This window comes from Faecalibacterium prausnitzii, assembly GCF_003287405.1.
Classification (GTDB): Bacteria; Bacillota; Clostridia; order Oscillospirales; family Ruminococcaceae; genus Faecalibacterium; species Faecalibacterium intestinale.
Map to the genome: position 1 here is coordinate 201,949 of NZ_PRLD01000002.1, position 26,124 is coordinate 228,072.

The following is a 26,124-nucleotide window of genomic DNA, read 5'->3' on the forward strand; positions in this document are numbered from 1 at the left end:
TTCGCCCCTTTGCTGAAAAATCCGGCAAGGACGGGGCGCACTTTACAAGACAAAACTGGACAAAGTGACAAAATAGCATCCGGGCTCTTGCATTGCAGGGGTTCGGATGCTATTATATTTTCTACAAGAACACTTGTGTTTGAGAGGTGAACAAGTTGGAACGCCGTTTTTATCTGGTGGATGCGCAGGTGCTGCCGGAGGTCTTTCTCAAGGTGGTGCGCGCCAAGGAGCTGCTGGCCAGCGGAGAAGCCCGCAGTATTTCAGCTGCGACCCGTGCGGTAGAGCTTTCGCGCAGCGCATTTTATAAGTATAAGGATTGTATCTTTGATTCCGAGAACGGCCGTGAGGTCATCACGGTCATGGCCACCCTGCGGGACGAGACCGGTGCGCTGCAAAGCCTTCTGGCAGGCATCAGCGCCGCAGGTGCCAGCATTGTAACCATCAACCAGTCCACCCCGGAAAACGGAGCTGCGCTGGTGGCGGTCACCATCCGCACCGACACCATGCAGATGTCCCCGGAGGAGCTGACCGAAAAGCTTTCGCGCCAGCGCATGGTCGTGGGTGTGCGCTGTGGGTATAACCTGTAACAAAACAGGAAACGAGGGAAAGAGAGTATGGCTAAAATTGCAATTCTGGGCTTTGGCACGGTGGGCAGCGGCGTGTACGAGGTGCTGCGCCGCAATGCCGCAAGCGTCTCCCGCCGGGCTGGCGAACCGGTGGAGGTAAAGTACATTCTGGACCCGAAGGACTTTACAGGCAACCCGGTGGAGCCTTTGGTGGTCAAAAGCATTGATGTGATCCTGCAGGACCCGGAGATCCGGGTGGTGGTGGAGACCATCGGCGGCACCCGCTTTGCTTACCCCTATGTCAAGGCGTGTCTGGAGAGCGGCCGCAGCGTGTGCACCTCCAACAAGGAGATGGTGGCTACCTACGGCGCAGAGCTGCTGGCGCTGGCCAAGGAGCACGACTGTGCCTTCCTGTTCGAGGCTTCTGTGGGCGGCGGTACGCCCATCATCACCCCCATGCACCAGTGCCTGGCGGCTAACGTCATCACCGAGGTGGAGGGCATCGTGAACGGCACCACCAACTTCATGCTCACCAAGATGGTGCGGGAGGGCCTTGACTTTGAGGATGCGCTGCACATTGCGCAGGAGCTGGGCTACGCCGAGACCAAGGACCCCAGCGATGATGTGGACGGCCGCGATGCCTGCCGCAAGATCGCCATCCTGTCCTCCATGGTGTGCGGCCACCAGATCTACCCCCAGAACATTCCCACCCGGGGCATCCGCGCCATTACCGCCGCCGATGTTGCCAGCGCCGAAAAGCTGGGCTGCGTCATCAAGCTGATCGCATGGATGAAGCTTGGCAAGGACGGCAGTGTTGCCGCCGGTGTAGAGCCGTGTCTGGTGCCCAAGGCAAACCAGCTGGCCAGCGTGGACGATGTGTTCAACGCGGTGCTGGTCAAGGGCGATATGCTGGGCGATGTGGTGTTCTACGGCAAGGGCGCTGGCAAGCTGCCCACCGCCAGCGCTGTGGTGGCAGACGTGGTGGATGCCCTGAAAAACGGCGCACAGGTGCACGACAGCCTGTTCTGGCAGCCCGCAGACCCGGTGGACGGAATGCTCACCGACCCGGCTCCCGCTGCATATTATGTGCGTGTAGCGGGCATTGCACCCGCTGTGGTGGAAGCCATCTACGGCTACGGCAAGGTGGTGGATGAGCGGTACGAGGGCTGCGCCTACTTTGTGGAGCGCGCCGATGAGCGTGCGCTGGCAGAAGCCGCGCGCAAGGTGGAGGCCGTGGGCGGCAGCGTGAAGCTGGTGCTCAAGCGCCTGCCCGAAGAAGTGTAACGGAAAGGAACTGCGGCAATGAAGATCAAGGTTTCGGTTCCTGCTACCAGCGCCAACGTAGGCTCCGGCTTCGATGCGCTGGGTCTGGCAGTTACGTTGTACAACACAGTCACCTTTGAGGACAGCGAGGTGCTGGAGATCTCAGCATCGGACGGCACCCGCATCCCCCGGGGCGAGTCGAATCTCGTGTACCGCTCCGCCAAGGGTCTGTTCGAAAAAGTGGGCAAGCAGATCCCGCCCCTCAAGATCACCCAGACGAACCCCATCCCCATGGCGCGGGGTTTGGGTTCTTCTTCGGCCTGCATCATCGCAGGTCTGCTGGGCGCAAACCGGATGCTGGGCGATGTGCTCAACACGCAGGAGCTGCTCACGCTGGCAACTGCCATTGAGGGACACCCCGATAACGTGGCTCCGGCCCTGCTGGGCGGCCTGACCAGCAGCGTGTTCGAGGACGGCAAGGTGTATTCGGTCAAGCGGAATGTGGACGAAAGTCTCTGCTTTGCCGCCATCGTGCCGGACTACAAGCTGCTGACCGAAGCAGCCCGCGCTGCCCTGCCCAAGGAGGTATCCCATAAGGACGCGGTGTATAACCTGTCCCGTGCGGCGCTGGTGCCCGCAGCTTTCTGCGAGGGACGGCACGACCTGCTGGCCATTGCCACTGAGGATAAGCTGCACCAGCAGTACCGGATGCCCCTGATGCCCGGCTCCCGCGAGGTGTTCGATATGGCGCGGCTGTGCGGCGCAAAAGCCGTGTATGTGTCCGGTGCAGGCAGCACGGTCATGGCAGTGGCCGAAAAGGCCGAGGCCGAAAAGTTCTATTCCAAGCTGGAAAAAGGTCTGGAGCTGCTGGAAGGTCTGGACGGATGTGAAGCATTTACACTGTTGCAGCTGGATGCCGATAACACCGGCGCGACTGTGGAATGATAAACGGGTAAGGGAAGTGAAAGAACGCTTCCGCCCGGTAAGCCCCCGCAAGCGCGGGGCGTAAAGAGGAGAGTGACAAGATATGGCGTTGATCGTACAGAAATTCGGCGGTTCCTCCGTAAAGGACCGTGACCGTATCTTCAACGTTGCGCGGATCGTGGCCAACACCCACAACGCGGGCAATGACGTAGTGGTGGTAGTTTCCGCACAGGGCGACACCACCGATGACCTGATCGCCAAGGCAGGGGAGATCACCCATAACCCCTCGGCGCGTGAGATGGATATGCTGCTGGCCTCCGGCGAGCAGATCAGCATCGCACTGCTGGCCATGGCGCTGAACGAGCTGGGCTGCCATGCCATCAGCCTGACCGGCTGGCAGGCTGGCTTCCGCACCGACCGCGCCTACACCAAGGCGCGCATCACCCGGCTGGAGACCGAGCGGATCTCCTCGGAGCTGGAGCGCAACCGTGTGGTGGTGGTGGCAGGTTTCCAGGGTCTGAACAAGCTGGACGATATCACCACCCTGGGACGCGGCGGCTCCGACACCAGTGCTGTGGCCATTGCCGCTGCCCTGCACGCTGACCGCTGCCAGATCTATACGGATGTGGAGGGCGTTTACACCGCTGACCCGCGCAAGGTGCGCAACACCCGCAAGCTGGAGGAGATCACCTTTGACGAGATGCTGGAGCTGGCATCTCTGGGCGCACAGGTGCTGAACAACCGCAGCGTGGAGCTGGCCAAAAAGTACAATGTGGAGCTGGAGGTGCTCTCCAGCCTGAACCCCATCCCGGGTACGGTGGTTAAGGAGGTTACAAAGGACATGGAAGGTATGCTGATCAAGGGTGTTGCCAAGGACACCGATGTTGCTGTTATCACGATTCTCAACGTTCCCGACGAGCCGGGCATGAGCTTTAAGATCTTTGGTCTGCTGGCACAGAAGAACATCAACGTGGACATCATCCTGCAGTCCACCGGCCGCGACGGCAAGAAGGACATCAGCTTTACCTGTGCCGAGGGCGAAGCCGAGGTGGCCATGCGTGTGCTGAAGGACAGCGCACACTTCAGCAATGTCAGCGTGGACACCACCTGCGCCAAGGTCTCCATCGTGGGTGCCGGTATGCAGAGCCACAGCGGCGTTGCTTCCAAGATGTTCGAGGCACTGTCCAACAACAATATCAACATCAAGATGATCTCCACCAGCGAGATCAAGATCTCCTGCATCATCGACCGTGCAGACGCCGACAAGGCTGTCAGCGCCATCCACGATATGCTGTTTGACTGATCTGCGTGAAATTTTCGGTTATGGCCTGTCTGCTCCTTGCCGGGGGCGGGCAGGTCATAATTTTTTTACACACGGCGGCGTTTACACAAATTGCAAAGGGGTGTATAATATAGTTTGAATCTGTGCGGCGCACCGGCGCTGCAACTATGCCGAAAAGGAGCCCCGCCGCATGAGTGAACCCACCCGTACCTCCAGAGCGCCTGCTGATAAGCGCCTGACCTATCAACAATGGAAACGCCGCAAAATGCTGCGGCTGGCCCGCAACTGGGTGCTGTTTCTGGCCGGCTGCGCGGCAGTGGTGGCGCTGCTGACCGGCGGCATCCTGTGGCTGCTGCCCAAGGTGCATAGCCTGCTGGCCGGGCCAAAGGTATTTGCAGCCAGCGTGTACAACGGCGCAGACTATGTGTTCGACGCCGCAGACACGCGGCTTACGCTGGTAAATGCCAATCTGCCCTATACCGTCGAGCCGACCCCGCTGCTGGATATTGCCGACGAGACCACCGGCCAGCAGCTGGAAGCCGAAGCCGCCATGCAGTACCGCAGCATGGCCGCCGCCGCGCAGGCAGATGGCGTCAGCCTGACCCTTGTGGCCGGTTATCAGGACGCCGACACCCGGCAGGATGCCTATGAAGCCCGGGTGCAGACCTACCGCGATAAGCGCAAGAGCGAAGAGGAAGCCGCCCGTCTGGCGGCTACCATCCAGCCCGCTGCCAACGCCAACGAGCACGGCACCGGCTACGCGGCAGATATCCTCAGCGCGGACGACCCGCAGCAGGACACTAGCTTTGCCGAGACCCGTGCCTACGAGTGGCTTACGGCCTATGCGGCGGAATACGGCTTTATCCTGCGCTACCCGCAGGACAGGCAGACCGCCACCGGCATCGTGTTCGAGCCGTGGCACTGGCGCTATGTAGGGGTGGAAAACGCCCTTGCCATCCGCGCCAACGGCCTGAGCTTGGAAGAGTTCATCGCCCTGCAGCGGGCAGACTGAATCAAATGCTCTGTGCTGCGGCGCAGAGAGAAGGGAACTATCATTGGAACGTACTCTCATTGCACCGGGCGTGCATCTTTCCTGCGACCCGGCTTCTAAATTCAACCGCTGCCGCATCAGCATCCACTTTGCCTTCCCGGCAGAGCGTAAAACAGCCACTGCCCATGCGCTTTTGCCGCTGGTGATGGAGCGCGGCTATGCGGACTGCCCGGATATGACCCGGCTGACCAAAAAGCTGGCAAAGCTTTACGGCGCAGACCTGACCGTGGACGCCCGCCCCATGGGCTGCAACCACAACCTCTGCGTCAGCGTGACCGGCATTAAGGATGCCTTTGCGCTGGAAGGCGAGGCGCTGACCGCCGAGTATACCAAAATCGCGCTGGGTGCGGCTTTCCATCCGTATTTTGTGGACGGCTGCTTTGACCCGCAGGCCGTCAGCATTGAAAAGCAGATGCTGAAAAAAGGCCTTGAGGACGAGATCAACGATAAACGCATCTATTGCCTGCATCAGGCCAACCGGGAATTCTTTGGCGACAGCCCGGCGGGCGTGCGGCAGGAGGGTTATCTGGAAGAGGTGGACGGCCTTACCCCGGCTATGCTGACCGCCGCCTACCGGCAGATGCTGCGCACCGCCAATATCGAGCTGCTGGTGCTGGGCTGCGATGCCGCCCAGACCGCTGCCATCCGGGACGCTTTGCTGGCAGAGCTTGCCTGCATCGACCGCGCCCCGCTGCCGCTGGTGGAAAACATGGCCATGCCCGCCATTGCACCGGTGCACAAGACCGAAAACTACGATATGGTGCAGGCAAAGCTGTGTATGCTGTTCACGCTGGGGCAGCCCATGCAGCCGCAGCAGCTGGCAGCCGTGCGCCTTGCCATGGCGCTGTACGGCGGCAGCGTGACCAGCCGCCTGTTCCTCAATGTGCGGGAACGGGACCATCTGTGCTACTACTGCTCCTCCTCGTTCCAGAGCTTTACCGGCAGCATGGCGGTGAACAGCGGTGTGGAGCACGCCGATGCTGTCCGCGCAGAGCAGGCGATTTTGAAGGAGCTTGCCGACCTGTGCACCGGTCCCATTACCGACGAAGAATTTGAGGACTGCCGCCGGGGTTTGCTCAGCGGCATGAACGGGGTAGAGGACAGTCTTGGCGGCATCGAGAGCTGGTACTACATCGAGGTGCTGCGCGCCGGTGCCAACAGCGCTGCGCCTATCCAGAGCCCGGAGCAGGCACGGAATGCCCTGCGCGCCGTGACCAAGGACGAGGTGCGGAATATCCTGCGCCGCCTGACCCTCTCGGTCAGCTATCTGCTTACAAAGGAGGATGCTGCCCATGCCGCAGAATAACCAGACCCTGCTGGAAAAGACCGTGGCCGACCAGTGGCAGACCCTGCCCTCCGGCCTGACGGTGCTGGTGCGCCCCATGCCGGGCTATTCCAGCACCCATGTGATCTATGCCACCAAGTTCGGCTCCATCGACCGGGATTTCTGCCTGAACGGGCAAACGGTGCATCTGCCGGCGGGTGTGGCGCATTTTCTGGAACACAAGATGTTCGAGGACGAGGACGGCGATGCCTTTGCCAAGTACGCAAAGACCGGTGCCAACGCCAACGCATTTACCAGCTTTGACCGCACCTGCTACCTGTTCACCGCCACCCAGCAGCTGGACGAAAGCTTGGACGTGCTGCTGGGCATGGTAGGCCACCCCTACTTTACCGAGCAGACCATCGCCAAGGAGCAGGGCATCATCGGGCAGGAGATCAAAATGTACGATGACAGCCCGGACTGGCGGCTCATCACCGGTCTGTTCGAGTGCCTGTACCACAGCCACCCCATCCGCAGCGACATCGCGGGTACGGTGGAGAGCATTGCCGAGATCACGCCCGCCATGCTGTACGACAGCTGCAAGGCCTTTTATGCCCCGGGCAATATGGTGCTGGCTGCGGCCGGCAACACCACCATGGAGCAGATCTTGGCTGCCTGCAAGCGGCACGGCCTGATGGAGTCCCGCCCGGCACAGAAGGTGCAGCGGCTGTGGGCTTCGGAGCCCATGACCCTTGCCGCCACGGAAAAAACGCTGACCATGCCGGTTTCTAAGCCCTGCTTCGGCGTGGGCTTTAAGGAAGAGCCGCTGCCTGCGGACGATCTGCGCACCGAGGCGCTGTACGACCTTGTGCTCAGCTGCATCGTGGGCGGAATGTCGCCGCTGTACCGCCGCCTGTATGACGAAGGTCTTGTGAACCCCGGCTTTGGCGGCGAGGTGCTGCGGGTGGACGGCTGCTGCTGCATCCTGTTCACCGGCGAGAGCGATGTGCCGGATACCGTGCGCCAGCTGCTGCTGGACGAGATCGCCCGGGTGCGCGCCGCCGGTGTGGACAGGGAAGTGTTTACCCTGTGCAAGAACGAAAAGTACGGCCAGCTGATCGAAAATCTGGAAAATGTGGAGGACTCGGCCAGCCAGATGGCAGACTTTGCCCTCAGCGGCCAGACGGTGGCGCAGCAGATCTCCATGCTGGCTGGGCTGACCGCAGAGGATGCGGACGCTGCTTTGCAGCACATCCTGTGCACCGACCGCATGGCTACCATGTACATCCAGCCGGACGGCACGGCGCAGGCGGCAGAAGAGGACGAGGAGGAAGAAGGATGAACCATCTTACAAATCTGGTACAGTTCCCGGGTCTGGGGCTGAGCTTTCAGCTGAACCGTGTGGCCTTTACCATCGGCGGGGTCAGCATTTACTGGTACGGCGTGTGCATTGCGGTGGGTCTGTGTCTGGCACTGGTCTTTGCCTTCCGGCACAGCATCGAGTTTGGCGTAGACCCCGACAGTATGGTGGATGTGATCCTTATTGGCGTAGTGCTGGGCATCATCAGCGCCCGCGCCTACTATGTGGCTATGGCACCTTTTAAATATGAAAGCATCTGGGAGATGATCGCCATCCGCGATGGCGGCCTTGCCATCTACGGCGGCATCATTGGCGGCTTTTTGTTCGGTGGTCTGGCCTGCAAGTGGCGGGGCGTGCCGGTGCTGCCCATGTTTGACCTGACCGCTATGGGCTTTCTCCTCGGGCAGGGCTGCGGCCGCTGGGGCAACTTTTTCAATCAGGAAGCCTTTGGCTGCAACACCACCCTGCCGTGGGGAATGTACAGCGAGACGACCCGTGCTTACCTGATGAGCAGCACGGTCACGGTACCCAAGGGCGTGGTCATCGACCCCAACCTGCCGGTGCACCCCACTTTTTTGTATGAGAGCATCTGGTGCTTTGTGGGCTTCTTCCTGCTGTTCCGCTACATCAAAAAGCGCAAGTTCAACGGCGACATTACCCTGCGGTATCTGGTATGGTACGGCGCAGGGCGTTTCTGGATCGAGGGCCTGCGCACCGACAGCCTGATGCTGGTGCCCTCCATCGGGCTGCGGGCATCCCAGCTGGTGGCAGGCATCGCCGTGGTGGCGGGCATTGCGGCAGAGGTGTACTTCACCCGTAAGTGCAAGGGCAAGCCCCTGCTGGTGCCGCTGGCGCTGAACGCCGAGAATAAGGCAGCTCAAAAGAAGCTGGACGGCCCCATCTCCTTTGCAGGTAAGGACACCCAGCTGCTGGCTTCCAGCCCGCGCAAGCTGTTTTTGGAAAAGACGGAGGCCTATAATGCGCAGGTGAAAGCCGCCATAGAGCAGGCCGGGCAGAAAAAAGCGTAAAAATCTGCGCAAAAGGGGAAATTTCCTCTTGCAATCCGGTTTGGTTTTTGCTATAATATTCTAGCCGCATGGTGTGGGCGCCTGAAATGGCCCGCAGTAAGGGTCTGCCTTTACGACCAGCGAGTACAACGAAAAGGAATGAACAAAATGTACGCAATCATTGTTACCGGCGGTAAGCAGTACCGCGTGGAGCAGGGCGACATCGTCTACATCGAAAAGCTGGACGTTGAGGCCGACTCCGAAGTGAAGTTTGATCAGGTTCTCGCTATTGGCGAGGAGGGTTCTGTGAAGGTTGGCGCTCCTGTTGTTGAGGGTGCTACCGTTTCTGCCAAGGTCATCAAGAATGGCAAGGGCAAGAAGCTGAACATCATCACCTATCGCGCAAAGAAGCACAGTGCTCGCCGTATGGGCCATCGTCAGCCCTACACCAAGGTTGAGATCACTGCGATCAACGGCTAAGGAGGTAAATTACAATGGCACATAAAAAGGGCGTAGGCAGCACCAAGAACGGCCGCGATTCCGCAGCACAGCGTCTGGGCACCAAGCGTGCAGACGGTCAGTTCGTTCTGGCCGGCAACATCCTGGTTCGTCAGCGTGGCACCCACATCATGCCGGGTGAGAACGTTGGCAAGGGCAGCGATGATACCCTGTTTGCTCTGGTGGACGGCACCGTCCGTTTCGAGCGCGTGGGCAAGAGCGGCAAGAAGTGCAGCGTTAAGCAGTAACTTCTTTCTGAATAACTGCAATCGTAGAGCCGGACCCTTGTGGCCCGGCTCTTTTTGATGAAATAAGGCTATGTGTTCGGGTGGCGCTGTCTCGGATGAGGGCGCTGAAACGCAATAGCCTATAAAGCTAAGGAGGGGCTGTATGGCAGCACAGACTAACTTTATCGACATCGCCACGATATGGCTCCATGCGGGCAAGGGCGGCGATGGCGCGGTGAGCTTCCACCGCGAAAAATTCGTGGCCGCAGGCGGCCCGGACGGCGGTGACGGCGGCCGGGGCGGCGATATCATCTTTGTGGCGGATGACCATCTGTCCACCCTGATGGACTTCCGCTATAAACGCAAGTATGTGGCCCCGGAGGGCGGCAAGGGCGGCGCAAGCCTGTGCCACGGCAAAAATGCCGAGAATCTGGTCATCAAGGTGCCGCTGGGCACCGTGATCAAGGACGCAGAGAGCGGCCTTGTCATCGCAGACCTGTCCGACCACACCCCGGTCACCATTGCTAAGGGTGGTCGCGGCGGCTACGGCAACGCACACTTTGCCACCCCCACCCGCCAGATCCCCAAGTTTGCAAAGCCCGGTATGCCCGGCGAGGATCTGCAGGTGACCTTGGAACTGAAGCTGATCGCAGACGTGGGCCTGATCGGCTTCCCCAATGTGGGCAAGTCCACCCTCATCTCCACCATCAGCGCGGCAAAGCCCAAAATCGCAAACTACCACTTTACTACCCTTGTGCCCACGCTGGGCGTTGTGTCGGTGGGTGAGGGCGCAAGCTTTGTCTGCGCCGACATTCCCGGCCTGATCGAGGGTGCCAGCGAGGGCGTCGGTCTGGGACACGATTTCCTGCGCCATGTGGAGCGCTGCCGCCTGCTGCTGCACGTTGTGGATGTTTCCGGCAGCGAGTGCCGCGACCCCATCGAGGACTTTGAGAAGATCAACGAGGAGCTGGCAAAGTTCAGCCCCGTGCTGGCCGAGCGTCCGCAGATCGTGGTGGGCAACAAGTGCGACCTTGCCACTGAGGAGCAGATCGAGACCTTCCGTCAGTATGTGGAGGGCAAGGGTCTGACCTTCGTGCCCATCTCTGCCGCCACCATGCAGGGCGTCAAGCAGCTTCCGGGTCTGGTGTACAACCGTCTCAAGGATATCCCGCAGGTGCCGGTGTTCACCCCTGAGTACAAAAAGCCGGAGCCCAAGAAGAACGGCCGCGACTTCACCATCCAGCGCATGGAAGCCCATGTGTGGAGCGTGGATGCCCCGTGGCTGGAGTATATTCTGGCCGGCAGCAACGTGGACGACTACGAGAGCCTGCAGTTCTTCCAGCGTCAGCTGGGCGAGAGCGGCATTCTGGACGCGCTGGTGCAGAAGGGCGTGGAAGAGAACGATACCATTCTCATCGGCGAGTATCAGTTCGATTATATCTTCTAAGGATAAAGCATCATGAACGAATCAGAAAAGATCGACCCGCGGGAGCTCAGCCCGCTGGCGCTGGCCTTTGTAGGGGACAGCGTGCTGGAACTGCTGGTGCGCCAGCGTCTGGTGGAGCACCACCGCCTTTCAGCCGGAAAGCTGAATGCCGAAAAGGTCAAGTATGTCTCTGCCAAGGCGCAGTTCCGGGAGGAGCAGCTGCTGGAGCCGCTGTTCACCGAGGACGAGCTGGCTGTGTTCAAGCGCGGCCGCAACGCCAGCAAGGCCAGCGTCGCCAAGCACGCCTCCCCGGAGGAATACCGTGCCTCCACTGGCTTCGAGTGCCTGCTGGGCTGGCTGTACCTGAACGGACAGCTGGAGCGCGTGCACCAGCTGTTTGAGGTGCTGTGGCAGCAGTTTGATCCTGACCAGAAATAAGAATGCGAAAGCCCGCTGCTTTCCGCACTGGAAACCAGTGGTGGAAGGCAGCGGGCTTTGCTTGTTGGCATCTGCGGTCCGTCAGATGCCGCTTACGCCATCAGCGGCTGTTCTTCGCGTTGGTGGAACGGCTGTTGGTGGAGTTCTTGGCGCTTTCGTCATCGGCACCCTTGGTGTACTGGTTGGGGTGCTTGTGCTCGTTAGTGGCGCTGTTGGTGGTCTTGCTGCTGGTACGGTTAGAGGTCTGGTTCTTGCAATTGGTGCTGCGGTTCTCACTGCGGTTTTCCATGGTGTGAATGCTCCTTTCGGTCGTTGCTGTGGGGGCGGGGCCGCCCTCACAGTCCATAGTGTGGCCGCAGCCGGCGGCTTTATACATCCCATGGGAGGAAAAGAATATGCCTACGGAATATTTTGAGCAGCGGGAGCGTGCCCTGCTGGGGCAGCGGTACGAGCAGCTGTATGCCGCTCCGCAGCAGACGGCAGAGCGCGGGGTCACCGTGTCGGCGTTGCGCACCACGCCGGAGCAGTTTGCGCAGCGGGCAGATTTCCCGCTGGAACCCTCGCCCTTCTGCAAGGCGGCTTTTGTGGTGCATCAGCCGGATTTTAAGCCCGGGCGGCATCCGTACCACCATGCGGGGGTGTTCTACTCGCAGGAGCCTTCGGCTTCTTCGGCAGCGCCGCTGCTGGGAGTGCAGCCGGGGATGCGGGTGCTGGACCTGTGCGCCGCGCCCGGCGGCAAAAGCAGCCAGCTGGCGGCGGCACTGCAGGGGCGCGGTGTGCTGGTGAGCAACGAGTATGTGGCTGCGCGCGCCGAAATTTTAAAAAGCAATCTTGAGCGCATGGGCGTTTCCAACGCCGTGGTGCTCAACGAGACCCCCGCCCGCATTGCCGAGGCACTGCCGGAGTTTTTCGACCGGGTGCTGGTGGATGCGCCCTGCTCCGGTGAGGGAATGTTCCGCAAGGAACCAGTAGCGCTGCAGCAGCACTGCGAAGCACTGGTAAAGCAGTGCGCAGAGCTGGGCGCGCAGATTCTGGACTGCGCCGCAGCGGCACTGGCTCCCGGCGGGCAGCTGGTGTACTCCACCTGCACCTTTGCGCCGGAGGAGGACGAAGGACAGGTGGCGGCCTTTTTGCAGCGCCACCCGGAGTTTGCGCTGGCCGATGTGCTGGGCAACGTGGACTACACCTTTGGCAGCGCGGGTGAAGAGAACCGCACCGGCGGCCTGTCGCTGGACGTAAGCAAGGTGCGCCGCATCTGGCCCTGTCAGGGCGGCGAGGGGCATTTTATGGCACGGCTGGTCAAGGCGGGCACGCCCCGCACCCTGCCGCCGGAGGGGGAATACACCCCGGAGGAGCAGCTCTGGCTTGCCGCTGCTGCACAGGCGGGCAAAAAGGGCAAGGGTAAGGCAAAGCCTGCCAAGGCGGCAGATGCCCGCAGCACCCGCCGTGCGGACAGCCGTGCCTGCCGGGACGCTGTGCAGGGCACGAGCCGCCGCACCCGGGACACCGGGGCAGGGGAAGCCACTCCGGCGCAGAGCCTTGCCGCATGGCAGGAGTTTGCCCGGCAGTATTTTCCCGCACTGGCGCAGCGCCCGGCTGTGGTGCATGGCGGCGGTGTGCTGCTGCCGGTGGCCTTTCCGCAGACGGGACTTCATGTGCTGCGGGCAGGGGTGTTCGTGGGCAGTGTGCAGAAGGGACGCTTTGTGCCGGAGCACCATCTGTTCACGGCCTTTGGCAGCCTGTGCACGAACTGCGAGCAGCTGACCCTTGCCGACTGCCGCTGCACCGAGTATCTCTCCGGCCGTGAGGTGGAAGCCCGCACGGCAGCGGACGGCTGGTGCTGCGTGACCGTGGACGGCTGGCCGCTGGGCGGCGGCAAGGTGTCCGGCGGGCGGGTGAAAAATCACTACCCCAAGGCACTGCGGCTGCTGTAAACCGCAGATTTACACGCATCCGGGCGAAAATCGGGCTTTTCAGGCTTGAACGTGCCGGTGGATTGTGATAAAATAACAGAGTTAGATTTTGTGTGCTGCCACAAGCGGGCGACCACAGCCCGTCTGCCCGCAGGCGGAGATACCGATAAATTTAGGAGGCTCTTTCCCATGTCTGGACATAGCAAATGGAACAACATTAAGCGCAAGAAGGAAAAGACTGACGGCGCCCGCGCCAAGGTCTTTACCAAGATCGGCCGCGAGATCAGCGTTGCCGTCCGTGACGGCGGCCCCAACCCGGCTTCCAACAGCAAGCTGGCAGACCTGATCGCCAAGGCAAAGCGCATGAGCGTGCCCAACGATAACATCCAGCGTATCATCAAAAAGGCCGAGGGCGGCGACAAGACCGAGTTCGAGGCCATCACCTACGAGGGCTACGGCCCCGGCGGCGTGGCAGTCATGGTGGAGACCCTGACCGACAACCGCAACCGTACCGCTGCCGACCTGCGCCACTACTTCGACAAGAACGGCGGCAATCTGGGCGCTATGGGCTGCGTGGCTTTCCTGTTCAACCAGAAGGGCGTCATTGACATCTCTCTGGAGGATAAGGACGCCGACGAGGCCATGATGGACGCTCTGGATGCCGGTGCCGAGGACTTTGATGCCAGCGAGGACGCTGCCGAGGTCACCACCGATCCCGAGAACTACTCTGCCGTGGTCAAGGCTCTGGAAGAGAAGGGTTACGAGATCCTGTCCGACGATCTGGCTATGGTGCCCATGACCACCACCCGCCTGACCGACCCCGATCAGCTGAAGATGATGGGCAAGCTGCTGGATTCTCTGGAGGATAACGATGACGTCCAGAACGTCTGGCACTCTCTCGAGAACGAAGAGGATCTGCCGGAATAAGCTTCCGCAAGGCTCCTTGCTCTTGAAATAAGACGATAAAAAGCCGCTTTTTGTGCTGTTTGGCACGAAAGGCGGCTTTTGTTTATTTCTGTGCCAGCGCCTTGCCTTTTGCGTAGTAGCGCTGCATTTCTTCCCGGGGGACCATATTCCCGCCGGTGGCCCAGACCAGATGGGTGGCGTTTGCCAGCGTACCGGCGGGCAGGGCAGCTTCGGTGTAAGCGCCAAGCAGCTGCCCGGGCTGGGTGAGCACCGGGCCATACATTCCCGCCAGAGCGCTGGGCTCAAGGTAAAGATCTTCGGCATCTGCCAGCTGTGCCAGAAGGGTATACATCCGCTCGTCCTGCAGGGTGTAGCAGCCGCTCATAAAGGGGCGCATCAGCCCGCCCACAAAGCCGGAAGCACGCCCCACGGCAAGACCATCGGCGGCGGTACGGTTGTCGATGCCAAAGTCCTGCACACAGACGCTGCTGTTTTCGCCGGTGGCCATGCCCAGCATCATGCAGGGGGAGTGGGTGGGCTCGGCAAAAAAGCAGTGTGCGGCATCGCCGAACAGCATCTTCAGGCCAAAGGCCACGCCGCCGGGGCCGCCGCCCACGCCGCAGGGCAGATAGGCAAAGAGGGGATGTTCTGCATCCACGGTGACGCCCTGCGCGTCCAGCTGCTTTTTCAGCCGCAGGGCGGCTACGGCATAGCCAAGAAAGAGTGTCTTGGAGTTTTCGTCATCCACAAAGTGGCAGTAGGGGTCGCCCGCCGCCAGCTTGCGCCCCTCGGTCACGGCGATGCTGTAATCGGAGGCGTATTCCACCACCTTGACGCCCCGGCTGCGGAGCAGGTCTTTTTTCCACTGCCGCGCGTCAGCGGACATATGCACGGTGACCTGAAACCCCAGCTTTGCGCTCATGATGCCGATGGAAAGCCCCAGATTTCCGGTGGAACCCACCGCAATGGAATACTGCGAGAACAGCTTGCGGAAGTGCTCCTCTGCCAGAACGGCGTAGTTGTCGGTCAGGTGCAGCATTCCGCTGTGCAGGGCAATGTCCTCGGCGGTTTTCAGCACCTCGTAAATGCCGCCACGGGCTTTGATGGAACCGGAAATAGGCAGGTGGCTGTCCAGCTTGACCCATATCTGTCCGGCGATGGGGGTGCCGCTGCGCTCTTCCAGCACCTTTTGCATCCGGGGGATGGGTCGGACAGGGGATTCAATGATGCCGCCGGTCGCAGCAGTTTCTGGAAAGACGGCGGCAAGGTAGGGGGCAAAACGCTCCAGCCGCGCGGCGGCGTCCTCGATGTCGGCAAGGGTCAGCGGACAGGCAGCCGCAGCCTGTGCAAAGGGCAGCTTGTCCGGGTTTACCCATGCAGTCTCCTTCAGGGCGCAGAGGTCGGAGACCACGGGATATGCCGCGATCCAATCGGCAGCGGAACGCCCGGCGATGCACTTGTCAGGTGAAACCATAGCGGATCCTCCTTTATATATAGAAGTTTGGATAGAAGCGGATGAGTGCGCCCGGCAGGTTTCGCGGGCGCTGAATGTTTTGAATATAAAGGTTTTTATAGGAATTGTCAACCGGAACAGACTGCGTTGCGCCGGGCGGGTCAGAGAACTACATGCTTGGCGGTTACAAGCTATTGCTTGGGCAGCCCAGCGGCAGAGTAGGGAATTTATGGAAGGAAAGCAGCACACTGCCCAAAAACCTTGTTAAAAAACTGGCATTTTGCCGTTTTTGTGTAAAGTATACAAGAATAAACACAAAAAATTGGCATTGCGCGTATTGCTATTTTACAACTGATATATTAGAATATAAGCAAGAAGAGCGTGCAGGCGTTCTGCGCGTGCCACATGATAAATAACGACAGGAGGAACTTCTCTATGCCTATGAAAATGGGTTGGCGCTGGTATGGCGAGGGCAACGACCCCGTCACCCTGAGCGACATCAAGCAGATCCCCGGCGTGACCAGCATCGTCTGGGCACTGCACAACAAGATGCCCGGCGAGATCTGGGAAATCGACGAGATCCAGAAGGTTGCAGACCAGATCCACGCCTACGGCTTTGATATGGATGTTGTCGAGTCCGTCAACGTGCACGACGATATCAAGATCGGTCTGCCCACCCGCGACCAGTATATCGAGAACTACAAGCAGTGCATCCGCAACCTGTCCAAGTTTGGTGTCAAGGTCATCTGCTACAACTTCATGCCCATCTTCGACTGGACTCGCACCGACCTGTTCCACCCGGTAGGCGACGGTTCTACCGCACTGTTCTACGAGAAGGACAAGATCAAGGGCGATTACAAGGCCATGGCTGAGTATATCATGTCCTTCACCGAGAAGTATAACATGACCTTCCCCGGCTGGGAGCCGGAGCGCATGGCAAAGCTGGACGAGCTGTTCAAGGCCTACGCCCCTGTCACCAAGGAGAAGCTGTGGGAAAACCTGAAGTACTTCCTCGAAGCCCTGATGCCCACCTGCCGCGAGTGCGACATCAAGATGGCTATCCACATGGACGATCCTCCTTGGGATATCTTCGGCCTGCCCCGCCTGCTGGTGGACGAGCCCAGCATCGACCGCTTCCTGAAGATGGTGGACGATCCGTACAACTGCCTGACCCTGTGCACCGGCAGCCTGAACGCAAACCCCAACAATAACTGTGCTGAGATCATCCGCAAGCACTGCGACCGTATTGCTTTCGGTCACGTCCGCAACATCCACCACTTCCCCAACGGCGACTTCTCTGAGGCTGCGCACCGCGATTGCTGCGGCGAGACCGGCATCATTGAGGTGATGCGCGCTTACCATGACTGCGGCTTTGAGGGCTACATCCGCCCCGACCACGGCCGTCAGCTGTGGGAGGAAGGCCCCGGCGTCTGCCGCCCCGGCTATGGCAAGTATGACCGTGCTCTGGGCATCCAGTATATGCTGGGTATCTGGGATCTGCTGGACCGTCTGGATGAAGAAAAGAAGGGCTGATTACTATGAAGCTGTCTGATATCAAAAACGGCAATCTGTCCGCCGAGTGGGCAGAAAAGGGCTACGAGCTGCCCAAATTCGACATTGAGGCCGTCAAGGCCAAGACCCACGCCGAGCCCACTTGGGTGCACTTCGGTGCCGGCAACATCTTCCGCGCTTTCCCCGCTGCCGTGCTGAACGACGCACTGAACAGCGGCAAGTACGACCGCGGCGTCATCGTGGCCGAGAGCTTCGACTACGAGATCATCGACAAGGCTTACCAGCCCTACGATAACCTGAGCCTGCTGGTCTGCCTGAAGTCCACCGGCGAGATCGAGAAGAAGGTCATCGCTTCCGTTACCGAGAGCCTGAAGGCTGACTATTCCTTCGGCGCCGACTGGGCACGTCTGGTGGAGATCTTCCAGAACCCCAGCCTGCAGATGATCTCCTTTACCATCACTGAGAAGGGCTACGGCGTTGCTCCCGCTGACTTGGAGCGCGGCCTGACCCCCGTGCTGGCTATGGGCAAGGTCACCGTTCTGCTGTACGAGCGCTTCAAGGCCGGCAAGCTGCCCCTGACCGTCCAGAGCATGGATAACTGCTCTCACAACGGCGATAAGGTCAAGACTGCCGTCCACGCCTACGCTGCAAAGTGGGTGGAGCAGGGTTTGGTGCCCGCAGAGTTCCTGGCCTATGTGCAGGACGAGACCAAGATCACCTTCCCGTGGAGCATGATCGATAAGATCACCCCGCGCCCGGACGCAAAGGTGCAGGAGATGCTGGCAAAGGATGGCTTTGAGGATAACTACACCATCGTTACCGAGAAGCACACCTTCACCGCTCCCTTCGTCAACGCTGAGGAGACCCAGTACCTGTGCATCGAGGATCACTACACCAATGGCCGTCCTCCGCTGGAGCTGGGCGGTGTGCTGTACTGCGACCGCGAGACCGTGGACAAGATCGAGAAGATGAAGGTCTGCACCTGCCTGAACCCCCTGCACACTGCCATGTCTATCTATGGCTGTATGCTGGGCTACACCCTCATCTCTGCCGAGATGGCAGACGAGGATCTGCGCTCCTTCATCCAGAAGGTCGGCTATATCGAGGCGATGCCCGTGGTCGTTGATCCCGGCGTGCTGAACCCCTACGAGTTCATCGGCGCTGTCATCAACCGCCGTCTGCCCAACCCCTTCATGCCTGATGCTCCCCAGCGTATCGCTACCGATACCTCCCAGAAGCTGGCGATCCGCTTCGGCGAGACCATCAAGGCTTACGAGGAGCGCGGTCTGGACAAGTCCAACCTCGTGCTGATCCCGCTGGTGCTGGCAGGCTATGCCCGCTACCTGAAGGGCATCGACGACAACGGCCAGCCCTTCGAGATCTCTCCCGATCCGCTGCTGGCTGAACTGCAGGCCATCGTCAGCCCCTTGCAGGTCAAGGAAGGCGAGCAGGACTTCAGCTGCCTGAAGGCTCTGTACAGCCGTGCCGATGTGTTCGGTGTGGATCTGTACGCCGTTGGTCTGGGCGAAAAGATCGAGGGCATGGTCAAGGAGCTGTACGCCGGTAACGGCGCAGTGCGCAAGACCCTGCACAAGTACACCCTCGCCCGCTAAAATGTTATAACGCTATTTCCGTACCCACGCTGCGCTTTTGCTTTGCCGCAGCGTGGGTTTTTGCTTTGTCCCTGCGTGAAAAAAAGCAGAACAGCCAAGCCTGTCGGCTTGGCTGTTCTGCAAATTATAAAAAATCTTCCTTACTTCCGGCAGTCGTGCAGGCTGGCGGCGGGCAGGGCACTGCCCAGCAGGCTCCATGCGGCATCCATGCTCTCGTTCAGCAGATAGGCCTGATTCTTCTGGACGTAGATGTACACCGCCTCTTTGGTGCGGTAGGCGCAGTACACGGTGTTCCAAGTGTAGCGGTTGGTGGGCTCGGTCTTGTTCTGCTCACCGGCCATCCAGACCGAAAGCCCGGCGGCGTCCAGCTCCAAACGGTAGAAGGGGCGGGGCAGACCCAGCTTTTTGATCTGCTTGGAGAGGTTAGCAAAGAAGGTACCGAAGTATACGGCGGGCAGACCGATGGCTACGATGGCCAGCACGGCGGTCAGCAGCCCGGCACCCTCCCGTTTGCCGATCTGGCTCAGGCAGATCCCGGCGCACACCAGTAGAATGGCAGTGAACACCGCCGGGCGCTGCCAGCCCTTGTTGTGGCGCAGCAGGTCGAAAGATGCAAAATCGTGAAAGCTTTTTTCGTCCATCTGAACGGAAACGCAAACATTCTGGGTCATAAAGTTACCCTCCTTTTTGGGCATAGTACCACATTTATCAGCAAGAAGCAAGCAAAAGATGCACCGGCGGCGGTGCATCCGGCTTGCAAACCGCCCGCAAAGCGTGGTAAAATAAGTTATTATCTAACGGATATTATCCAACGAAAAAAAGGGGGAAGCTTTGCATGGAAAAGCGCAACTGGAAGCGCAGCGTTACGCTCAAGCAGCGTATGGTGCTGTGTCTGGCGGCTTTTTTTGCGGCCTTTGCGTTGCAGCTTGCCCTGAACGGCTATCAGGCACGGGCGGTGCAGCAGGTGCAGGACGACCAGATGGGCAACTTTAACGCCATCAGCCGGTTTCAGGGCGGTGTGGAAAGTTCCATCAGCATTCTGGAAGCGTACCGCTGGGAGAACGGCGAGACCGAGGAAATGCTGGAAAAGCTCCGGGCAGCCTGCTCCACCAGCAACGCATGGCTGTGGCGCATCCGATCCAATATGGATGGCTTGCAGAACGTCAGCGATGAGCAGTGGGTGCTGTACGGTGCGGTGGAGACCACCTACGGCAGCTATAACACCCTGCTGGAAGAGCTGGAAGGTTACCTTACCAGCGGACAGGATGCAAAGGCATCCCAGCTGTACTATAACAAGGTCTCGGTCTGCGGCGGGTATCTGAGCCAGTACACCATGCAGCTGCTGAAAGCCTCGATTCTGGACGCCCAGATTACTTACACCGAGATCTCGGAGCTGGGCGAGCGGATCGCCCTGATGCAGATCGTGGTGGTGGCGCTGTGCGTGGCACTGGGCTGCGCTTCCGGTCTGATGGTCATGCGGCTGCTGACCCCAGTCTCCCAGATGATCGAGGCCTCCCGCGCCATCAGTCGCAGCCAGCTCGATACCCCGGACATCCCGCTGCCCAAGCAGCCGGAGATCGGGCAGCTGGCGGAGTCTTTCAACCGCATGAAGCACTCCATGGCGCAGCAGGTGAGTACCTTACAGGAGAAAAACGAGATCGAGCGGGAGCTGCACCGCCAAAAGACCGAAGCACTGGAATTGCAGAACCGCATGGAGCGCAGCCGGTTACAGCAGCTGCGCAGCCAGATCGACCCGCATTTTCTGTTCAACACCCTGAACGTCATCCAGCAGATGGCGGGCACAGAGTCCGCCTACCGCACACAGGCACTCATTATGGCGCTTTCCCATCTGCTGCGTTACAGCCTGATGAGCAACGATGAACAGGTGCCCCTCTCCCGGGAGGTGCGCATTGTGGACGAATACTACTCCATCTACCATGTGCGCTTTGGCGACCGGGTGCAGATGCAGTGGGCGTTCTCGGACTCGCTGGACCTGACCGAGACCATGGTGCCGTCCTTTATCTTGCAGCCCATCGTGGAAAACGCCTTCAAGCACGGCATCTGCCCCAAGGAAGAGGGCGGCGTGGTGCGCATCCGCATGATCCCCCTGCGGGAAAAAGGTCTGCTGTGCATCCGGGTGCTGGACAACGGCGTAGGCATTGAGCCGGAGCAGCTGCAGCAGCTGCGCACGGCACTGGAACAGCCCGCACCCCGCTGGGAACATATCGGTATTTATAATGTGGCTGCCCGCTTGCGGCTGCTGGATGCCCGCTGCCGGGTGGTGGTGCGCTCCCGGCCGGGGCGGGGGACTGCGGTGATCCTGTATCTGCCGCTGGTGGAGAATGAGGAGGAATTTGAGGAATGATTCGTCTGTTGATCGCGGATGATGAGAAGATGGAACGGGAAGCGCTGGCGGATATCGTCATGCGCCGGTTCGAGCATGAGGTAACAGTGGAAATGGCGGAAAACGGACGCAAAGCCGCCGATACCGCCGTGCTCTGGGGTGCAGACCTGATTTTGATGGACATCGAGATGCCGGGAATGAACGGCCTGGATGCCGCCCGCGCGGTGCTGGAGCAGCGCCCGGAGTGCAAGGTGATTTTTATCACGGCATACAGCCTGTTCCAGTACGCCCACGAGGCGGTGCATCTGGGTGCCTGCGACTATCTGCTGAAGCCGGTGGACCCGGACGAGACCGAAGCTGCCATCCGCCGCGCCATCCGGCAGATCGAAGCCGGACGCCGTCTGGCAGAGCTGGCTGCGGAAGCCCCGGAGCAGGAAACCGCCCCGGAGCAGGAGACCGACCCCGCCGGGGAAGGGGAGAGTGACCGCAACGCACTGGTGATGGATCATGTGCGCAAGTATATGGAAGATAACTATATGGCCGACCTCTCGCTGGACAGCGTGAGCGAAATTTTGCACATCAGCCCGGCGTACCTTTCGGCACAGTTCAAGAAGTACCAGAAGATGAACTTTCTGGACTGCCTGACCGAGCTGCGCATCAACGCCGCCAAGGAGCTGCTGGCCGACCCCTTCCGCTCCGCAGCGGAGGTGGCCTCTATGGTGGGCTACGAGGACGCCAGCTACTTTGCCCGCGCCTTTAAAAAGCGCACCGGCATGACCCCCACCCAGTACCGGAAGGAAGCGGCAAAGGCAGCCCGGGAGGCGCGGCTGTGACCCGCCGTCAGCTGCTGCGTCTGCTTGCGGCAGCTCCGGCGCTGGCAGTTACAGGCTGTACGGCGCAGTCTGCTTCTTCGCAGCAGGAGAAGCCGCTCATCCTGCGCTATGCGGAGAACCAGCCGGAGGACTACCCCACCAGCAAGGCGGCAAAGGCCTTTGCCGAGCTTGTGGCGCAGCGCACGGGCGGCCGGGTGAAGGTGCTGGTTTACAGCGGGGCGGAACTGGGCGCAGAGCAGAGCGTCATCCAGCAGATGCAGTTCGGCGGGGTGGATTTTTCCCGCGTGTCCCTGAGCCAGCTGGCAGAGTACGAGCCGGAGCTCAGCGTGTTGCAGCTGCCTTACCTGTACAGCGATGCCCAGCAGATGTGGCGGGTGCTGGACGGCAGCATCGGGGACGAGTTTCTGGCCATATTGGATGGGATGGACTTAGTAGGGCTTTCGTGGTTCGACGCCGGTGTGCGCAGCTTCTACACCCGGGAAAAGGTGACCGGGCTGGATGATTTGCAGGGGCTGACCATCCGGGTGCAGGAGTCGGACATGATGAGCGACATGATCACCGCACTGGGCGCAAAGCCGGCGCAGGTGGTGTACAGCAAGGTGTATGCCGCCCTGCATAACGCCGAGATCGATGGGGCAGAGAACAACTGGCCCAGCTACGAAGTGATGGGACACTACGAGGTAGCACCCTTTTTCCTGAAGGACGAGCACACCCGGGTGCCGGAGGTGCAGCTGGCCAGCCCGGCGGTGATGGAAAAGCTTGCCGCGCTGGACGAGAGCTTCCCGGAGGTGATCCGTGCCTGCGCCCGGGAGAGCGCGCAGACAGAGCGGGAGCTCTGGGCGCGGCGGGAGGCGAACGCAGAGCAGAATATGCGCAAGCGGGGCATCTGCGTCACCGAGCTGGACGAGGCCGAAAAAGCCCGCTTCCGCGCAGCGGTACAGCCCATGTACGACCGGTTCCACAGCCATGCAGACCTGATCCAGCGGATCCGGGAGAGCTGAAGAACAGAATATACGAAATAGCTCGTCTCTATGTGATATATCAGTTTAGAGACGAGTTTTTTTGCGAACATTTTTCGGCATAATCGACAATGTCCCCCAAGTACGCTTGTTGAATATGCACAGCCGCATTTTCACTTTTTTGTAAAAAACAGGACATTTTATCAATCCCCTTGCTGGCTAAATTTTTTTGCACTACAATGAAGTCACCAAGCAATCGTGCCATACAAAAACGCCTGAAATGTACCCCATCGGGATTCAGATCGTGCAAAGCAAAAAAGGAGGAAATTGGGTTATGTTTTCCAAAAAGATCTCGCGCCGCAGCTTTCTGAAGGTCAGTGCTGTGACCACCGCCATGGCCGCCATGGGCCTGCCTGCCTTTGCCGCAGAGGATACGGCAGAGGAAAACTGCTTCCAGACCCTGAACATCCCCCGGGCCACCGGCAGCACCGTGGACAAAAGCGTCCTGCTGAACGAGAGCCGCCTGTACCTCATCACGGATTTTGGGGCTGTTTCGGAGGGAGACCCCGTCCAGAACACTAAAGCCATCAACGCCGCCATCCAGGCTGCCAGTGAGGCCGGCGGCGGCACCGTGGTGGTGCCGGCAGGTGACTTTAAGAGCTACACCATCCGTCTCCAGAGCGGCGTCAACCTCCGCATCGACGCCAACGGCATCATCCGGGCTGCCCGGGCAGACCTGTACGACTGGTATGGCAACCAGACCATGGTAGGCGAGGGCGGAAACTACGATGAGCCGGAAGTGAACCTCTACGCCGGTCTCCAGGACCACGGCCACACCTACTTTGCCAACAGCCTGTTCTACGCCGCCGACAAGCACGACATCATGATCTACGGCGAGGGCCTCATCGACGGCAGCTACATGGACGACACCGGCACCCTCATCAATGTGCTGTCCGGCAACGACCCCTCCAACCCCAAAAACCGCACCGACCGGGGCTACAGCTCCACCTGGTACGGCAACAAGGCCATTGCACTGGTGCGCTGCGAGAATGTGGTGCTGGACGGCATCCGCATCCTGAACGGCGGCCACTTTGCCATCATCGCTGAGGGCACCCGGAACATGACCGTCAACGACCTGATCGTGGACACCAACCGGGACGCCTATAACATCGATTGCACCCAGGACGTTACCGTCCGCAACAGCCACTTCAACTCCCTCACGGACGACGCCATCGTCATGAAGGCCTCCTACGGTGCCGGCGTGTTCATGCCCACCCAGAACGTTCTGATCGAGGACTGTGTGGTCAGCGGCTACGATGCCGGTTCTGTGATCACCGGAGCCTGCACCACCGATAAGATCGTGGCCACCGACGCCTGCGGCCCCACCGCCCGTGTCAAGTTTGGCACTGAGTCCACCTGCGGCTACCACACCGTCACCATCACCCGGGTGCGGTTCGAGCGTTCCCGTGGCTTCTGCATGGAGGCCGTGGACGGCAGCTCCCTCACCAACATCGTGATGACCGACTGCACCATGGACACCGTCTCCTCCTCCCCCATCTTTATCCGGGTAGGCGATCGTGCCCGGTACCCTGTCACCGGCCACACCACTGAGCAGGCCATCAACGCCGCCAACGATGTGCGTCTGGACAATTCCGGCTGGGTGCTGCCCAACCGTGCCGAGTATCAGCTGTACCCCGTGGCCCGCTACAGCCCCTCCTATAATAAGAGCAAGACCGTCTCCATCGACGGCGTTTCCTCCTTTAAGGTGGTAGACCCTGCCAACCCCACTCGCATCAACAACGCCAACCTGGCAGAGATCGACGGCAAGCTGTACCTCTACCGCTGGGATGACGCCCAGCACCAGTATGTGCCGGATATGACCCGGGAGATCAGCCGGAAGGACGCTGTCTACTACGCCAACGCTACCGCTGCCAAGGACCTGGCCAGCGTCAGCAACGTGGAGATCAGCAACATCCGCATCACCAACGTAGATCCCCGGTACCCCATCCTGCTGGAGGGCCTGGTGGACAGCAAGGTGAAGAACGTGATCCTGCGGAACATCTCGGTGCAGTACCGGGGCGGCCTGTCCCTCCAGGAGGCTGTGGAGCAGCGGCAGCTGGGCACCTACTGGGTCTACTCCCAGAGCGGCTCTGCCCCCACTGTGCAGAAGCTGCCCTGGCTGGTGAACACCTTCTTCAGCAAGTGCGAGGGCCTGCTGCCCCGTGTGGCCTGGAAGAACGGCACCTGGGTAGACGACCCCTACAATGTGCCGGAGATGGTAGCCGAGTACCCGGAGCCCTCCATCCTGGGCATCCTGCCGGCCTACGGCATCTACGCCCGTCATATAGAGGGTCTGGTGCTGCAGAATGTGGCCCTGAACTATGTGATCCAGGATAAGCGTCCGGCCATCGTGCTGGATGACGTTTCCAACGCTGACCTGCGTACCGTGGCCGCCAAGACTGCCCTGGGCGTCAAGACGGTAGTCACCGTGACCAACCACTACAAGCGCCATGTGGGCAACGAGTATGTGCCTGAGGAGCCCTATTTCACCACCACCTGCGAGAACCTGAAGCTGGGCCTGCTGAGCCGTGAACAGGTCACCGTGGATACCCCGGCCCCCGGCACCCCGGCAGACAGCCTCTATGGCAACATCCGCCTGCCCATCCCGGAAAACGGCTATCAGTTCGCCATTCCGACCCAGGAGTACCCCCTGCCTCTGACGGTGCACCGCCCCTACTTCAGCCACATCGGAGACCAGACCGTCCAACTGGGCCAGACCCTGACCCTGACGGTCTCGGGCCGGAACCCGGCCAACGGCGTCCGCACCACCCAGCCCCAGCCTGCTGCCGTCATCGAGGCTCTGGACGGCGGCCTGACCTACGGCACCGCCGGCCTGCTGCCTCTGGGCGCATCCTTTGACGCCGGTTCTCACACCCTCACCTTTACCCCCAAGGCCAAGGGCACCTACAAGGTCACCTTTACCCTGGACGACGGCGTCATCCCCGTAAGCAAGACCGTTAAGATCACCGTGGCGTGATCCTGTCGGTTTTCTGCCTGCTCATAGGCCCCGGCTGGTCTGCCCCACAGCGGACCGGCCGGGGCCAGAGCAGTTTCGGAGCCACTTGGACCGCAAGTTGTATCCATCTGTACGTTAGTATTGCACAAATAAAACGGAAAACGGTTGTGCAAAATAGCAAAAACAATCTTGACATTCTTTCGAAAAACAGGACATTTTTCGAAAGCCCTTGTTTCATTTCGGAAAATTTGCTAAAGTGTGTACAGTCA

The 26,124-nt window shown here is 60.2% G+C and carries 24 protein-coding genes; 20 read left to right on the forward strand and 4 right to left on the reverse strand.

Annotated features, from left to right (window positions below; all coding sequences use genetic code 11):
* Positions 1-146 precede the first annotated feature (146 nt).
* The 12 genes from C4N24_RS03305 (at position 147) to C4N24_RS03360 (ending at position 11,306) form a co-directional block, all read left to right on the forward strand.
* Entirely contained in the window at positions 147-587 is a 441-nt protein-coding gene (locus C4N24_RS03305) for an ACT domain-containing protein (protein WP_005923329.1), read from the forward strand.
* A 27-nt stretch (positions 588-614) separates the two neighbouring features.
* Positions 615-1,850 carry a homoserine dehydrogenase gene (locus C4N24_RS03310; protein ID WP_112090307.1) on the forward strand — a complete coding sequence of 412 codons (1,236 nt, stop codon included), beginning with the start codon at positions 615-617 and terminating at the stop codon, positions 1,848-1,850.
* 18 nt (positions 1,851-1,868) lie between these two features.
* Complete coding sequence (gene thrB, locus C4N24_RS03315) at positions 1,869-2,774, forward strand: homoserine kinase (protein WP_005923334.1); 906 nt, start codon at positions 1,869-1,871, stop codon at positions 2,772-2,774.
* Positions 2,775-2,856: 82 nt separating this feature from the next.
* Positions 2,857-4,056 carry an aspartate kinase gene (locus C4N24_RS03320; protein ID WP_112090308.1) on the forward strand — a complete coding sequence of 400 codons (1,200 nt, stop codon included), beginning with the start codon at positions 2,857-2,859 and terminating at the stop codon, positions 4,054-4,056.
* 169 nt (positions 4,057-4,225) lie between these two features.
* Positions 4,226-5,047, forward strand: coding sequence for a M15 family metallopeptidase (locus tag C4N24_RS03325; protein ID WP_112090309.1), 822 nt, complete (start codon positions 4,226-4,228; stop codon positions 5,045-5,047).
* Between the two features lie 43 nt (positions 5,048-5,090).
* Positions 5,091-6,392, forward strand: a complete 1,302-nt coding sequence (locus tag C4N24_RS03330) for a M16 family metallopeptidase (protein WP_181573040.1) — start codon at positions 5,091-5,093, stop codon at positions 6,390-6,392.
* A complete protein-coding gene (gene yfmH / locus C4N24_RS03335) occupies positions 6,379-7,692 on the forward strand; it encodes an EF-P 5-aminopentanol modification-associated protein YfmH (protein ID WP_112090310.1) in 1,314 nt (437 codons plus the stop codon). Before C4N24_RS03330 ends, yfmH begins: the two co-directional genes overlap by 14 nt.
* Positions 7,689-8,738 carry a prolipoprotein diacylglyceryl transferase gene (gene lgt, locus C4N24_RS03340; RefSeq protein WP_112090311.1) on the forward strand — a complete coding sequence of 350 codons (1,050 nt, stop codon included), beginning with the start codon at positions 7,689-7,691 and terminating at the stop codon, positions 8,736-8,738. Before yfmH ends, lgt begins: the two co-directional genes overlap by 4 nt.
* Positions 8,739-8,885: 147 nt before the next feature.
* A complete protein-coding gene (rplU, locus tag C4N24_RS03345; protein WP_015537858.1) occupies positions 8,886-9,197 on the forward strand; it encodes a 50S ribosomal protein L21 in 312 nt (103 codons plus the stop codon).
* A 14-nt stretch (positions 9,198-9,211) separates the two neighbouring features.
* Positions 9,212-9,463 (forward strand): 50S ribosomal protein L27, encoded by a 252-nt coding sequence (rpmA, locus tag C4N24_RS03350; RefSeq protein WP_005923362.1) that lies wholly within the window; start codon positions 9,212-9,214, stop codon positions 9,461-9,463.
* Positions 9,464-9,605: 142 nt separating this feature from the next.
* Positions 9,606-10,889: a GTPase ObgE gene (gene obgE, locus C4N24_RS03355; protein WP_112090312.1), complete on the forward strand. Its 1,284-nt coding sequence runs from the start codon at positions 9,606-9,608 to the stop codon at positions 10,887-10,889.
* 12 nt (positions 10,890-10,901) lie between these two features.
* Entirely contained in the window at positions 10,902-11,306 is a 405-nt protein-coding gene (locus C4N24_RS03360) for a Mini-ribonuclease 3 (RefSeq protein ID WP_005923368.1), read from the forward strand.
* Positions 11,307-11,406: 100 nt separating this feature from the next.
* Here the strand turns inward: C4N24_RS03360 and C4N24_RS03365 are convergent, their stop codons facing one another.
* On the reverse strand, positions 11,407-11,595 hold the full coding sequence (locus C4N24_RS03365) for a hypothetical protein (protein WP_097779635.1): 189 nt from the start codon (positions 11,593-11,595) through the stop codon (positions 11,407-11,409).
* Positions 11,596-11,701: 106 nt separating this feature from the next.
* On the opposite strand from C4N24_RS03365, the gene C4N24_RS03370 reads away from it, so the two are divergent.
* Positions 11,702-13,240 carry an RsmB/NOP family class I SAM-dependent RNA methyltransferase gene (locus C4N24_RS03370; RefSeq protein ID WP_112090313.1) on the forward strand — a complete coding sequence of 513 codons (1,539 nt, stop codon included), beginning with the start codon at positions 11,702-11,704 and terminating at the stop codon, positions 13,238-13,240.
* Positions 13,241-13,408: 168 nt separating this feature from the next.
* Complete coding sequence (locus C4N24_RS03375) at positions 13,409-14,146, forward strand: YebC/PmpR family DNA-binding transcriptional regulator (RefSeq protein ID WP_112090314.1); 738 nt, start codon at positions 13,409-13,411, stop codon at positions 14,144-14,146.
* 82 nt (positions 14,147-14,228) lie between these two features.
* Here C4N24_RS03375 and C4N24_RS03380 read toward each other — a convergent pair whose 3' ends face one another.
* Positions 14,229-15,599 (reverse strand): D-serine ammonia-lyase, encoded by a 1,371-nt coding sequence (locus C4N24_RS03380; protein WP_112090315.1) that lies wholly within the window; start codon positions 15,597-15,599, stop codon positions 14,229-14,231.
* 414 nt (positions 15,600-16,013) lie between these two features.
* Here C4N24_RS03380 and uxuA point away from each other — a divergent pair, with 414 nt between their 5' ends.
* Complete coding sequence (gene uxuA, locus C4N24_RS03385) at positions 16,014-17,111, forward strand: mannonate dehydratase (RefSeq protein ID WP_112090316.1); 1,098 nt, start codon at positions 16,014-16,016, stop codon at positions 17,109-17,111.
* A gap of 5 nt (positions 17,112-17,116) precedes the next feature.
* Positions 17,117-18,703, forward strand: coding sequence for a mannitol dehydrogenase family protein (locus tag C4N24_RS03390; RefSeq protein WP_112090317.1), 1,587 nt, complete (start codon positions 17,117-17,119; stop codon positions 18,701-18,703).
* A 140-nt stretch (positions 18,704-18,843) separates the two neighbouring features.
* Here the strand turns inward: C4N24_RS03390 and C4N24_RS03395 are convergent, their stop codons facing one another.
* Positions 18,844-19,374 carry a YcxB family protein gene (locus C4N24_RS03395; protein WP_112090318.1) on the reverse strand — a complete coding sequence of 177 codons (531 nt, stop codon included), beginning with the start codon at positions 19,372-19,374 and terminating at the stop codon, positions 18,844-18,846.
* 164 nt (positions 19,375-19,538) lie between these two features.
* Here C4N24_RS03395 and C4N24_RS03400 point away from each other — a divergent pair, with 164 nt between their 5' ends.
* From C4N24_RS03400 to C4N24_RS03410, 3 genes are read left to right on the forward strand one after another with little or no spacing between them, the layout of a single operon-like run.
* Complete coding sequence (locus tag C4N24_RS03400) at positions 19,539-21,068, forward strand: sensor histidine kinase (protein ID WP_112090319.1); 1,530 nt, start codon at positions 19,539-19,541, stop codon at positions 21,066-21,068.
* Positions 21,065-21,880 (forward strand): response regulator transcription factor, encoded by an 816-nt coding sequence (locus tag C4N24_RS03405; protein ID WP_112090320.1) that lies wholly within the window; start codon positions 21,065-21,067, stop codon positions 21,878-21,880. The genes C4N24_RS03400 and C4N24_RS03405 overlap by 4 nt, the downstream gene beginning before the upstream one ends.
* Complete coding sequence (locus C4N24_RS03410) at positions 21,877-22,881, forward strand: TRAP transporter substrate-binding protein (RefSeq protein ID WP_112090321.1); 1,005 nt, start codon at positions 21,877-21,879, stop codon at positions 22,879-22,881. Before C4N24_RS03405 ends, C4N24_RS03410 begins: the two co-directional genes overlap by 4 nt.
* A 40-nt stretch (positions 22,882-22,921) precedes the next feature.
* Here C4N24_RS03410 and C4N24_RS15120 read toward each other — a convergent pair whose 3' ends face one another.
* Positions 22,922-23,104, reverse strand: coding sequence for a hypothetical protein (locus C4N24_RS15120; RefSeq protein WP_146746788.1), 183 nt, complete (start codon positions 23,102-23,104; stop codon positions 22,922-22,924).
* Between the two features lie 69 nt (positions 23,105-23,173).
* On the opposite strand from C4N24_RS15120, the gene C4N24_RS15750 reads away from it, so the two are divergent.
* Complete coding sequence (locus C4N24_RS15750) at positions 23,174-25,876, forward strand: right-handed parallel beta-helix repeat-containing protein (protein WP_181573041.1); 2,703 nt, start codon at positions 23,174-23,176, stop codon at positions 25,874-25,876.
* Positions 25,877-26,124: the final 248 nt, after the last annotated feature.